This is a genomic window from Albimonas pacifica (assembly GCF_900113695.1).
In the GTDB taxonomy this organism is placed as follows: domain Bacteria; phylum Pseudomonadota; class Alphaproteobacteria; order Rhodobacterales; family Rhodobacteraceae; genus Albimonas; species Albimonas pacifica.
Genome location: NZ_FOQH01000004.1, coordinates 46,174 through 58,417, shown reverse-complemented (window position 1 = coordinate 58,417; position 12,244 = coordinate 46,174). Strand labels below are relative to the sequence as shown.

The following is a 12,244-nucleotide window of genomic DNA, read 5'->3' as shown; positions in this document are numbered from 1 at the left end:
CTTCGGACAGGGGGAAAGAGATGACGCAGGAGACGACCGCAGGCCTCGCGCCCGGGGCCGCGCTGATCACCGGCGCCGGCCGCCGGCTGGGCGCCGCCATGGCGCGGAGCCTGGGCGAGATGGGCTGGGACGTGGCCCTGCACTGCATGTCCTCGCGCGCGGGCGCCGACGAGGCCGCCGCCGCGGTCGAGGCCGCCGGCCGCCGCGCCGCGGTGCTGCCCGCCGACCTGCTCGACGCAGCCCAGGTCGACGCCCTCGTCCCCCGCGCGGCCGAGGCGCTGGGCCGCCCCCTGACGCTGCTGATCAACAACGCCTCGATCTTCGAGCCGGACGCCATCGGCTCGGTGACGGCGGAGAGCTGGGAGCGTCACCTCGGCTCCAACCTGCGCGCGCCGCTGTTCCTGACCCAGGCCTTCGCCGCCCAGGCCCCCGCCGCCGGGACCGACCCCGAGGGCTGGCCGGTCGCCCGCGCCCTGGTGGTCAACATGGCCGACCAGCGGGTGTGGAAGCCGACGCCCGCCTTCATGACCTACTCGCTCGCCAAGCACGGCCTGTGGGCGCTGACCCGCAGCGCCGCCCAGGCGCTGGCCCCCGCGATCCGGGTCAACGCCATCGGCCCCGGCCCCACCCTGCGCGGCGACCGCCAGACGCAGGAGCATTTCGACGCCCAGCGCCGCGGCACGATCCTGCAGCGCGGCGGCTCGCCGGCCGAGATCTGCGCCGCCCTGCGCTACCTGATCTCCGCCGACGCGGTGACCGGGCAGATGATCGCCGTGGACGCGGGCCAGCACCTGGGCTGGCGCACCCCGGACGTCATCGGTCGTGAATGAAAATGCCATGACGCCGCGCCCCGAGCAACTCCCGGTTGCGTTTCCGCCGCGCCATGACGGGGCGGGGCGCAACCTGAACCTGACGCAACGCAACAGTTGTCCACCCCGCGCCCGGCCGCTCTCCCCATCGTCACGAATTCGTAAACAAAATCATGAATTTGCCGGGGCGAAGTTTTTTCTCCTTTGTTTTCAGGGCTTTGAAAATGTGCCCAAAATTTGGCTCAGGAGGGAAAAACCCTTTGCGGCCAACGGGAAGCAAGAGTCATTCAGGGATGCCCACACACTTATCCACAGGAACGGTGAATTCATTCGTCCTTGCACCCCGCAGATGGCTGGACTAGCCCCGGACGCGACTCATGAACAAGCCGCCCTCTGACGCCGCCCCGTCTCCGGAATCCGGACGGGACGCCACGGAACCCGACGGGATCGACCCGGCGGAGGGGTCCCCTCCTGCCGCCGGAACCCCGGGCGCCCAGAAATCAGGCGCCCCCAGAACCGGCGCCGAGGTGATCCGCGCGGAACTGCGCCACCTGCCCGATGCGCCCGGGGTCTACCGGATGCTCGATGCCGCGCAGAACGTGCTCTACGTCGGCAAGGCGCGCAGCCTGAAGAAGCGGGTGGCGAGCTACGCCCGCCCAACCGGCCACACCGCCCGGATCGCGAGGATGATCCAGGCCACGGCCTCGATGATGTTCCTGACCACGAGCTCCGAGACCGAGGCGCTGCTGCTCGAGCAGAACCTGATCAAGCAGCTCAAGCCCCGCTTCAACGTGCTGCTGCGCGACGACAAGTCGTTCCCCAACGTGCTGATCGGCGACGCGCACCCGTTCCCCAGGATCGGCAAGCACCGCGGCGCGCGGCGCGAGCCGGGCAAGTATTTCGGCCCCTTCGCCTCCGCCGGCGCCGTCAACCGCACGCTCAACCAGCTGCAGAAGGCCTTCCAGCTGCGCACCTGCACGGACTCGGTGTTCGAGGGCCGCACCCGCCCCTGCCTCCTGTTCCAGATCAAGCGCTGCTCGGCCCCCTGCGTGGGCCGCATCTCGGAGGAGGACTACGCCCAGACCGTCGCCGACGCCTCGCGCTTCCTGAAGGGCGAGAGCACCGACGTGCAGAAGACCCTCGCCGCCGAGATGGCCGCCGCCAGCGCCGAGATGGCGTTCGAGCGCGCGGCGGCGCTCCGCGACCGCATCCGCGCCCTGACCCAGGTGCAGGCCGTCCAGGGCATCAACCCCGAGACCGTCGACGAGGCCGACGTGGTGGCGCTCCACATGGAGGGCGGCCAGGCCTGCGTTCAGGTGTTCTTCTTCCGCGCCCACCAGAACTGGGGCAACCGCGCCTACTACCCCCGCACCGGCTCCGGCGCCGAGCCGGCCGAGATCCTGGAGAGCTTCCTCGTCCAGTTCTACTCCACCAAGGAGCCGCCCAAGCGCGTGCTCCTCTCCGATCCCGTGGACGACCCCGAGCTGCTGATGGAGGCGCTGACCACCCGCCGCGGCAAGGGCGTGCGCGTCTCGGTCCCCCAGCGGGGCGAGAAGCGGATGCTGGTCGAACACGCCCTGAAGAACGCGAAGGAGAGCCTCGCCCGTCGCCTGGCCGAGAGCTCCGCCCAGACCGCCCTGCTGGAAAGCCTGGCCGAGAGCTTCGGCCTCGACGCCCCCCCGCGGCGGGTGGAGGTCTACGACAACTCCCACATCCAGGGCGCCCACGCGGTCGGCGCGATGATCGTCGCCGGCCCCGAGGGCTTCGAGAAGTCCCAGTACCGCAAGTTCAACATCAAGCGCGAGGGCGCCGCCGGCGACGACTTCGCGATGATGCGCGAGGTCCTCGACCGCCGCTTCGCCCGCCTGCTGAAGGAGGACCCGGACCGCGACAAGGGCCTGTGGCCGGACCTTCTCCTGATCGACGGCGGCCAGGGCCAGGTCTCCGCCACCCACGGGGTGATGACCGAGCTCGGCCTCGAGGACATCGCCCTCTTCGGCGTCGCCAAGGGCGAGGACCGCGACGCCGGCAAGGAGATCTTCCATGCCCCGGGGAGGCCGCCTTTCGCGCTCCCCCACCGCAGCCCCACCCTCTATTTCATCCAGCGCCTCCGCGACGAAGCCCACCGCTTCGCCATCGGCACCCACCGCGCCAAACGCTCCAAGGCCGTCTCCGCCAACCCGCTGGACGAGATCGCCGGCGTGGGACCGGCCCGCAAACGCGCCCTGCTGGCCCATTTCGGCTCCGCCAAGGCTGTGGGGCGCGCCGGGATCGAAGACCTGAAGGCGGTGGAGGGCGTCAGCGAGGCGCTGGCGGAGACGGTCTGGGCGCATTTCCACCCGGAAGGGTGAGGGGGCGCTTGCGCGGACCCGCCCGCCGTCTATGTTCGACGGCGTTGAATAACGGGGCACTGAGTGGCGGATCTTCCGAAGTTTAGCGACATCGATGCAGTCGCACACTGGCTTGAGCGCCAGCCGCCGCACTTCGCGCGAGTCTTTTCAATCCGCGCTGCACTCCAAGCACTTCCTATTCTAGTCTTGGCCGACTCCAACTCCGAAGCTAACTTCCCTTCCAATCTATTAGCTCCATGCATACGCGCACTGTATACATCATCCGCAGGTGTCGTTTTTTCGAATGACGCCGGTATTAAACGGGCTGCCGTGGTCGCGAACGCAGCCGTAGTCACGACCGAAGCCAAGTTCGAGGCTCTCGTGACCAAGGCTAAGACTCAGGACGCCAAGAACGCCGTCCTCGCCGCCCACGCTGCCGCCGCCGCTATCGCCAACGCAGCAGCTGCCACAGTCGCAACCAATGTCCACGTTTACGCCGCCAAAGCCTGCGTTTACGCCGCTGCCGCTAGAGCGACGGCCTCTACCGTGGACGACGCTTTTCGCGATGCCACTGATGCTGCCAAAGCCGCCGCCGAAGCAGACACCGTAGCGTACGTCGAGCAGGGCAGCGATCAGCTGGCCCTTTTGCCGCTGTGGCTGACGCGCCAACCACAGCAGCTACTGGAGCTTTGGAATGATCTTAGACGAAAACTCCTAGACGCCGGTGATGGCTGGGACGTTTGGGTCGGATGGTATGAGGCGCGCCTCAGCGGTGGGGCCATCGACTGGGACCTAGAGCGGGACATAGCGCTGATTTCCGACGCGCTTTGGGAAGGTGCGCCGCGGGAACTGAACGCACGGATCTCGGAATTGATCGCCGAGCGCGCGGCAGCGCTTCCACAAGGCGAAGTTCTCGATCTTTCGTCAAGCACGGCTCGAATCTCCAGTTTTCCGGTCCCCGAGGACGACGCCGACATCGTCGCCGATGCCGTGAACCGAGTCGCCGACGCTCTGGACGACTTCCGTGAAGACGGTCTCGGCAACCGTGTCCCAGAATTGAAGGCGACGGTCCGGCGCCTCGACCGAGCCCTGACCAGTTATCGCGCCAACCCTCGCCGCCTGCACGACGACTTCAACCTCGCCGCTCTCGAAATCGGGAGGGAGATGAAGTCGCTGGGGGATCTGGGCGAAGATAGCCGTCTGATCGCATTCCGCGACACCTGCGCGCAAAGCACGATCGACATGCGCATCGGCGTGAAGGCGGTTGCGGAGCTTGTCGCAGAACGGTTCAAACACCAATCCCAGATGCCGCCGCAAGACGCTCGACAGGCCTACCGGGTCCTGTTGGAAGAGAACGAGGACACGCTGGACCCGCCGCTCGCGGAAGAGATGGCGGAAGACCTCGATATCCTCGATCAGTCCGGCGCCACGGAAGGCGCCCCGATCCTCGGTGAAGCTGCACGCGACGCGTTCTATCGCTTGGCGACCCGGCTGGCCTGGCTGATCCGCTTCGGCAGCATGAGGCCCGAGCAGATAGTCGAGCTCGCACGCCGCGTCGGGCGCTCGGTGGATGAGATTGAGCGACTCGTCTCGATGTATCGGCTGGGCGAAATCGCGTGGGAGCTTGTGTCCTTCATTCTGAAGCTCTTCTAAGCTCCGCCGCGCCCAACCGCCGCGCTCCGCTCCCGAAACTTTGACCGCCCGCCCCGAGCGGCTATCAAGGTCCCTGCGCTCCCGGTGGGACGGGGGCGCGGGGACCTCGTGTGTGTGGAAAAACCTGCCTTCGGAGGCGAACGTCGACATGATCCGCAAGATCTATCCGGTCATCCTGTGCGGCGGCTCGGGCACCCGCCTGTGGCCGCTCTCGCGCAAGAGCTATCCGAAGCAGTTCTCCGCCCTGATGGGCGAGACCTCGCTGTTCCAGCAGACCGTGAGCCGCCTGTCGGGCCCGGGCTACGCGCCCCCCGTGCTGCTCACCAACGCCGAGTTCCGCTTCATCGCCACCCAGCAGCTGGGCGAGATGGGGGGCGACGCCTCCAAGATCCTGATCGAGCCGGCGCTGAGGAACACCGCCCCCGCCGTGCTCGCCGCCGCCATCGCGCTGGAGGGCGAGCCTGACGCGCTGATGCTCGTGGCCCCCTCGGACCACGTGATCCGCGACGACGAGGCCTTCCGCGCCGCCGTCGAGGTCGGGGCCGAGGCCGCCGAGGCGGGCCGCATCGTCACCTTCGGCATCACCCCCGACCGGCCCGAGACCGGCTACGGCTACCTCGAGCTGCCCGCCGCCCCCAGCGCCGGCGCCGCCGCGCCGCTGACCTGCTTCGTCGAGAAGCCGACCGCCGAGAAGGCGGGCGAGATGCTGGCCACCGGCCGCTTCCTGTGGAACGCGGGCATCTTCCTGTTCTCGGTCCGCACCATCCTCGCGGCCTTCGCCGAGCATGCGCCCCAGCTGATGGCCCCGGTGCGCGCCTCGGTCGAGGCCGGCCGGCCGGACCTGTGCTTCTTCCGTCTCGGCGAGGCCGAGTACGAGGGCGCGGCCGAGATCTCCATCGACTACGCGGTGATGGAGAAGGCGGCCAACCTCTCGGTGGTGCCCTTCGACGGGGGCTGGAACGACCTCGGCTCGTGGGAGACGGTGTGGCGCGAGAGCGGGCCGGACGGGCAGGGGGTCGCCACCACCGGCGGGGCCACGGCCATCGACTGCGCCAACACCTACCTGCGCACCGACTCGGACGGCGTGCAGCTGGTGGGCATCGGGCTCGAGAACGTCGTGGCGGTCGCCATGCAGGACGCGGTCGTGGTCGCCGACATCCGCCAGGCCCAGCGGGTGAAGGAGGCGGTCTCCGCCCTCAAGCAGCAGAACAAGGGCCAGGCCGAGGACTTCCCGCGTTTCCACCGCCCCTGGGGGTGGTACGAGACGCTCAGCCTCGGCCGCCGCTTCCAGGTGAAGCGGATCATGGTCTATCCGGGCGCGCAGCTCAGCCTGCAGAGCCACGTCCACCGCTCCGAGCACTGGGTGGTGGTCGAGGGCACGGCCAAGGTGACCGTGGACGAGGAGGTGAAGCTCCTGAGCGAGAACCAGTCGGTCTACATCCCGCTGGGCGCCGTCCACCGGATGGAGAACCCGGGCAAGGTGCCGATGTACCTGATCGAGGTGCAGTCGGGCGCCTATCTCGGCGAAGACGACATCATCCGCTACGAGGACGTCTACGCCCGCGCCTGACGCAGGCGCGCGTTTCGAGGTCCGCGCCCGGCGCGGGCCGCAACCGGTCGCCCGCGCCGGGCGCGGGCGGGGATCGCCGGCCCGCCCCTGGCTCTGCCCAGGGCGGGCCGGTCTCGTGATCGTCGAGGGCGGGCCGCGCCCCGGCTCCCCCACCCGGCCGGAGGCTCCCGCCCGCCCACCCCCGCCTCCGCCCGGCCGGGGGAGCCGGGGCGCGGGCGGCGGGGCTTGCGCCCCCTTCCGGTCCGCGATCTGCGGAGGCATCGTCCAGCCATGACCCAGCCCATCGCCCCCGACCGCCTCGCCGCCATCCTCGCCTTCCTGGAGGGCGCCGAGCGCCTGAAGGACACGCTCCGCTCGGGGTTCACCTCCGGCGGGCGGGCGGAGAGCACGGCCGAGCATTCCTGGCGCCTCGCCCTGATGATCGTGCTCTTCGCGCGCGAGCTGCCGGGCGTGGACCTCGAGCGGCTGCTGAAGCTGGCGCTGGTCCACGACCTGGGCGAGGCGATCTCGGGCGACGTGCCCGCGGTCCTGCAGGCCGCCGACGACGGACGCGAGGCGCGCGAGCGGGCGGACATGCAGAGCCTCTGCGCCCCGCTCCCCGAGGATCTGCGCCACGAGATGCTGGGGCTGTGGGAGGAATACGCGGCCGCCCGGACGCCGGAGGCGCGGCTCGCCAAGGGGTTCGACAAGCTGGAGACGATCCTCCAGCACGCTGTCGGCGCGACCCCGCCCGACTTCGACCACGGCTTCAACCTGACCTACGGCGTCGAGCGCACCGACGCCCACCCCCTGCTGCGCGCGATCCGCGAGGCGGCGGACGCGGCGACGCGGGCGCGGATGTAGCCTGTCCGGAGGGCTCCGGAGCCGGCGCGGCGCCCGGCGGAAGCGCGGGGCGCGAGGGCGGGAGAGGCCCCGGGGCGAGCCCGGGGCGCCGCCCGGGGCCGGCGGCGGGGATGAGGGCGAGCGGGGCGCGCCGCCTCAGGCCGGCGGATCCCGCATCAGCGCGGCCAGCTCCGCGAGCTCGGCCCCGTGGGAGCCCTCGATCGCCCCCGCCGCGCCCAGGCGCATCGCCTCGGGCTTGTTCTGGCCCAGCTTCCAGGTGCCGTCGGTCTCCTCGATCGCGAGGCGCACGGGCAGGATCATCCGCTCCAGCTTCGCCAGCGCCTCCTCGGGGACCTTGGACATCTTCCAGGGCGTCTTCGGCAGCGTCGCCTCGAAATGGTCCGAGAGCGCCTCGAGATGCGGGCGCAGGGTCTCGGGCGCGCGCAGCGAGAGGCGGCCGCGCAGGTGCACGGCGACGTAGTTCCAGGTCGGGACCTGCCCCGGATCGCCGTACCAGTCGGGCGAGACGTAGCCGTCGGGCCCCTGCACCGCCAGCACCGCCGGGGCCGGTCCCGCCGCCAGCGCCCGCGAGATCGGGTTGGAGCGGACCAGGTGCAGGTCGACCGTCCCCTCCTCCTCCATCACGAACGGCACGTGGGAGAGCAGGGGGAAGGGCTCGGCCGAGACGGTCAGCGTGCCGAAGCCGCGCGCGCGGGCGAGCTCCAGATGCTGCGCGCGCACGGCGTGGCGGAAGGCGGGATTGGGATGCATCAGGCGCGGCTCCAGCGCAGGACGGCGAGGCCGGGAAGGGCGGCGCCCTCGTCGAAGGCCTCGGCGAAACGGGTCGGCGCGACCTCGGGCGCGGCGGCCGCGAGGCGGGCCAGCGCGTCCTCGCGCGCGACCAGCCCCTCATGCGCCATGTGGCCGAGCTTCAGGGCGGCGGTGCGGGCCAGCGCCTCCCGCGCGCCCGCGGGGGCCGCGCGCAGACGGCCGAGCTCGTAGTCGGCGAGGCTCAGCACCCGCGCCTCGGCATATTCGTCGAGCAGCTTCATGCGCCCGTCGGCGACCAGGCCCAGGCGCTCCAGCACCCGGATCGAGGCGGGGTTCAGCCGGTCCCACACGGTCGCATAAAGGCGCAGCGGGCCGGGCAGGGCCCGGAAGGCCCCCAGCGCGGCGCTCGCCGCCTCGGTCATCGCGCCGCGGCCGTGGGCCGGGCGCGCGAGGGCGTAGAACACCTCGCCCGCCCAGCCGCCGCCCGCGGGCGTCGCGCCGTAGAAGCCCACGACGCCGAGGAAGCCCTGCAGCGCGGGATCCGCTTCCGGCCGCCCCTCGATGGCGAAGGCGCCGAGGCCGCCGGCCCGCCAGATCCCGGCGCCGCGGGCGCCGTCCTCGCCCAGGCCCTCGCACCAGTCGTCGGCCCAGTGGCGCTGCCGCGCGGGGGTGGCGCAGTCGTGGAACAGCATGGTCGCGACCTCGCCCTCCGCGAACACCGCCTGCGCCAGCGCCGGGGCGTCGGCGCGGCGCAGGGGGCGGAGCGTCAGCCGCTCGGTGGTCAGGACCCTGGGCATCCGGCTCAGGCGGCCGCGCGCTCGGGGAACAGGCCCGCGATGCCCTCGCGCGTGGCGGGGCAGACGCCCCGCTCCGTCACCAGCGCGGTGACCAGGCGGGCGGGGGTGACGTCGAAGGCGGGGTTGGCGGCGGGCGAGGTCTCGGGCGTGAGGCGCACCCTTGTGTAGTCGCCCGCATCGGTGAGGCCGGGGAGCCAGGAGACCTCGTCCCCCGAGCGTTCCTCGATCGGGATCTCGAACCCGTCGTCCACGGTGAAGTCGATGGTGGGCGAGGGCAGGGCCACGTAGAACGGCACGCCGTTGTCATGGGCCGCCAGCGCCTTGAGATAGGTGCCGATCTTGTTGCAGACGTCGCCGCGCGCGGTGGTGCGGTCGGTGCCCACGATCACCATGTCCACCAGCCCGCGCTGCATCAGGTGGCCGCCGGCGTTGTCCACGATGACCTTGTGGGGCACGCCGTGGCGGCCGAGCTCCCAGGCCGTCAGGAAGGCGCCCTGGTTGCGCGGCCGGGTCTCGTCCACCCAGACCTCGACCGGGACGCCCTTGTCGTGGGCCTTGTAGATCGGCGCGGTGGCGGTGCCCCAGTCGACGGTCGCGAGCCAGCCGGCGTTGCAATGGGTGAGGATGCGCACGGGCTCTCCCGGCGCCTTCTTCGCGGCGAGCTCCTCGACGATCTTCAGCCCGTGGTCGCCGATGGCGGCGTTGATCGCCACGTCCTCGTCGCAGAGCGCCGCGGCCTCGGCCCAGGCGGCGTCCGCCCGCTCGGCGGGGGCGAGGGGGGCGAGCGCCGCCTTCATCCGCTCCAGCGCCCAGTGCAGGTTCACCGCCGTCGGCCGGGTCGCCAGCAGCGTCGCGGCGGCCGAGGCGAGCCCCGCGTCCGAGGCGTCCTTGCGCAGCGCCAGCGCCAGCCCGTAGGCGGCGGTCGCGCCGATCAGCGGCGCGCCGCGCACCTGCATCGCGCGGATGGCGTGGGCGGCCTCGTCCAGCCCCGTCAGGCGCAGGATCTCGAAGCGGTGGGGAAACAGGGTCTGGTCCAGGATCTCGACCGCGCCGTCGGCGGCGGGCCAGATCGTGCGGTAGGGGACGCCGTCGATCTTCATGGGATCTCCTCCAGCGGGGTGTAGCCCGCGGACGTGAAACGGGGGGTGCAGAGGCAGAGGAACACCAGCTCCTCCGTCCCGGTGTTGGCGATCCGCTGGGCGCAGCCGGCGGGGATCAGCGCGGCGTCGCCGGGCCCGAGGTCCCGCCCCTCGCCGTCGAGCTCCAGCCGCCCGCTGCCGCGCAGCACCACGTAGCGCTCGTCGACGTCCAGCGCGTGCAGCTCGGTCACGGCGCCCGGGGCGACGGTGGCCTCGGCGAGGCTCGCGGCGGGGTCGGCGGGGTCGTTGAGCAGCTCGCGGATCGTGCAGCGCTCGCGCGTCGAGAAGGGCGCGCCGGCGGCGCCGGGGAGCACGAGCGGGGAGCGGAGCCGGGTCATGGCGCGCAGGATAGGAGGCTTGGCCGCGCGAGGAAAGCGGCCCCGCCGACGCCGCGGCGGCGAAGGGAGCGAAGGCCGGGGCCGGGGCTCTCCCTATCCGCGATTCCCCCGGGCGGCGGCGGGAAGGTGATTTGTAGGTAAAAAAATACATCGCATGGGACCGCCTGACGGTTTCGACATCCGTTCGGCGGAAGCTTTTGCGCTGCAACGGTCGCGGCGCGTCAATGTTTTTGCGCGTCGCGACATCCGTGCGATCCTTCCTCATCGCATTCGACGGAGGATCGGGAAATGGCGGCGGCAGTCAGAAAGATGTCCCTCACCCTGCAGGTCATGCTGGGGATGGGGCTGGGCATCGTCGTGGGGCTGGTCTTCAACGCGATCGGCTCCGACTTCATCGCCGAGCACGTCACCGGCGGGCTGTTCGCCATGCTCGGCAAGATGTTCGTCAACGCGCTCAAGATGCTGGTGGTGCCGCTGGTGGTGTTCTCGCTGATCTGCGGCGTCGCGGGCATCGGCGACATCCGGGCGCTGGGGCGCGTGGGGGGCAAGAGCTTCGCCCTCTACCTCGCGACCACCGCCATCGCCATCGCCGTGGCGATCGCGCTGGCGCTGGTGGTGGGGCCGGGGATCGGCTTCGACATGGCGGGCGTCGACACCTCGGGCGTGACCGCCAAGGCGGCGCCGACGGTCTGGGACGTGTTCGCGGCGATCGTGCCCACCAACCCCATCGCCGCCTTCGCCCAGGGCGAGATGCTGCAGATCATCTTCTACGTGATCGTGGTCGGCGTCGCCGCCCTGATGCTGGGCGAGAAGTCCTCGGGCTTCGTGGCGGCCTGCGAGTACATGAACGAGCTGATGATGAAGGTCGTGCAGATCGTCATGGCCTTCGCGCCCATCGGCGTCTTCTGCCTGATCGCCAAGACCTTCGCCGAGCAGGGGATCGAGCTGTTCCTGCCGGTGCTGGCCTACGTGCTGACCCTGACCGCGGCGCTGCTGATCCACCTGTTCGGCACGCTGATGCTGATCCTGCGGGCGCTGTCGGGGCTGAACCCGCTGGTGTTCATGCGCAAGATCCGCCCGGCGCAGGTCTTCGCCTTCTCGACCGCCTCGTCGAACGCCACCATCCCGGTGACCTACCGCTGCGTGACCGAGCGGATCGGCGCGGACCAGTCGGTCGCCTCGTTCACGGTGCCCTTCGGCGCCACGATCAACATGGACGGCACCGCGATCATGCAGGGCGTGGCGACGGTGTTCCTGGCCAACGTCTACGGCATCGACCTCGGCGTCGGGGGCTACCTGACGGTGATCGCCATGGCGGTGCTGGCCTCGATCGGAACCGCCGGCGTGCCGGGGGTGGGGCTGGTGATGCTGACCATGGTGCTGGGCCAGGTGGGCCTGCCCATCGAGGGCATCGCCATCATCCTGGGCGTCGACCGGCTGATGGACATGATCCGCACGGCGGTGAACATCACCGGCGACGCCGTGGTCTCGACCATCGTGGCCAAGGGCGAGGGCAAGCTCGACATGGCGGTCTTCGAAGACCCCGACGCGGGCGTGATGACCGACGAGCACCTCGGGATCGACCCCACGGCCGAGGCGAAGCTCGCCGGGCTCGCGCATCCGCGTCCGGGCGAGTGATCGGCGCCGGCGCGTCTCTGCGGGGTCGCGCCGGCTGGGCTTCTACAGGCGCCCTGCGGGCGGGCTTGGCTGGGCCGGCGCTTGCGGGGGCGTTGGGAGGGATCGTCTGGGGCGCGAGCCTCCGGCGGGCTCCTGACTCACCAAAGAACAAGCCCGCGCCTGTTCTCCGGACCCGTCTCTCGCTGAAGATGCCTGAGCGACTCGCCGGGAGGGGTAAAGGACAAGGCCCCTTCGGGGGTCGCTTCGCGATCCTTGACCCCTCCGCCCGAGTCGCTCTTTACGGCATCAGCGAGAGACGGCTCCGGAGAACAGGCGCTTTGCGAGGCGTGGCCGGCGTCGCGCCGGGGCGCCGGGGGCGGGCGGGGGCCCTGGAGGGG

At 71.0% G+C, this 12,244-nt stretch carries 11 protein-coding genes; 7 read left to right on the top strand and 4 right to left on the bottom strand.

The genetic code is table 11. The features are described from left to right. The first annotated feature begins 20 nt into the window (after positions 1 to 20). The 6 genes from BM064_RS08595 to BM064_RS08575 all read left to right on the top strand — a co-directional run bounded on the left by BM064_RS08595 (position 21) and on the right by BM064_RS08575 (position 7,205). Positions 21 to 830, top strand: a complete 810-nt coding sequence (locus BM064_RS08595) for an SDR family oxidoreductase (RefSeq protein WP_092859362.1) — start codon at positions 21 to 23, stop codon at positions 828 to 830. A 7-nt stretch (positions 831 to 837) separates the two neighbouring features. Then, the gene (locus BM064_RS26820; RefSeq protein ID WP_143103288.1) at positions 838 to 1,206 is read left to right on the top strand and encodes a hypothetical protein; all 369 of its coding nucleotides are present in this window, start codon (positions 838 to 840) and stop codon (positions 1,204 to 1,206) included. Beyond that, positions 1,187 to 3,160 (top strand): excinuclease ABC subunit UvrC, encoded by a 1,974-nt coding sequence (gene uvrC / locus BM064_RS08590; RefSeq protein ID WP_092859361.1) that lies wholly within the window; start codon positions 1,187 to 1,189, stop codon positions 3,158 to 3,160. Before BM064_RS26820 ends, uvrC begins: the two co-directional genes overlap by 20 nt. Positions 3,161 to 3,520: 360 nt before the next feature. Further along, positions 3,521 to 4,792 carry a hypothetical protein gene (locus BM064_RS08585; protein ID WP_092859360.1) on the top strand — a complete coding sequence of 424 codons (1,272 nt, stop codon included), beginning with the start codon at positions 3,521 to 3,523 and terminating at the stop codon, positions 4,790 to 4,792. A 148-nt stretch (positions 4,793 to 4,940) separates the two neighbouring features. Then, positions 4,941 to 6,362 carry a mannose-1-phosphate guanylyltransferase/mannose-6-phosphate isomerase gene (locus BM064_RS08580; RefSeq protein ID WP_092859821.1) on the top strand — a complete coding sequence of 474 codons (1,422 nt, stop codon included), beginning with the start codon at positions 4,941 to 4,943 and terminating at the stop codon, positions 6,360 to 6,362. Positions 6,363 to 6,632: 270 nt separating this feature from the next. Further along, positions 6,633 to 7,205 (top strand): HD domain-containing protein, encoded by a 573-nt coding sequence (locus BM064_RS08575; protein ID WP_092859359.1) that lies wholly within the window; start codon positions 6,633 to 6,635, stop codon positions 7,203 to 7,205. Positions 7,206 to 7,340: 135 nt separating this feature from the next. Here the strand turns inward: BM064_RS08575 and BM064_RS08570 are convergent, their stop codons facing one another. From BM064_RS08570 to BM064_RS08555, 4 genes are read right to left on the bottom strand one after another with little or no spacing between them, the layout of a single operon-like run. After that, the gene (locus tag BM064_RS08570) at positions 7,341 to 7,955 is read right to left on the bottom strand and encodes an FMN-binding negative transcriptional regulator (protein ID WP_092859358.1); all 615 of its coding nucleotides are present in this window, start codon (positions 7,953 to 7,955) and stop codon (positions 7,341 to 7,343) included. Continuing rightward, on the bottom strand, positions 7,955 to 8,752 hold the full coding sequence (locus tag BM064_RS08565) for a GNAT family N-acetyltransferase (RefSeq protein WP_092859357.1): 798 nt from the start codon (positions 8,750 to 8,752) through the stop codon (positions 7,955 to 7,957). The genes BM064_RS08570 and BM064_RS08565 overlap by 1 nt, the downstream gene beginning before the upstream one ends. Positions 8,753 to 8,757: 5 nt before the next feature. Then, on the bottom strand, positions 8,758 to 9,852 hold the full coding sequence (gene mtnA, locus BM064_RS08560) for an S-methyl-5-thioribose-1-phosphate isomerase (protein ID WP_092859356.1): 1,095 nt from the start codon (positions 9,850 to 9,852) through the stop codon (positions 8,758 to 8,760). After that, on the bottom strand, positions 9,849 to 10,229 hold the full coding sequence (locus tag BM064_RS08555; protein WP_092859355.1) for a cupin domain-containing protein: 381 nt from the start codon (positions 10,227 to 10,229) through the stop codon (positions 9,849 to 9,851). Before BM064_RS08555 ends, mtnA begins: the two co-directional genes overlap by 4 nt. 309 nt (positions 10,230 to 10,538) lie before the next feature. On the opposite strand from BM064_RS08555, the gene BM064_RS08550 reads away from it, so the two are divergent. Then, positions 10,539 to 11,867, top strand: coding sequence for a dicarboxylate/amino acid:cation symporter (locus BM064_RS08550; RefSeq protein ID WP_245779101.1), 1,329 nt, complete (start codon positions 10,539 to 10,541; stop codon positions 11,865 to 11,867). The last annotated feature ends 377 nt before the right edge of the window (positions 11,868 to 12,244 follow it).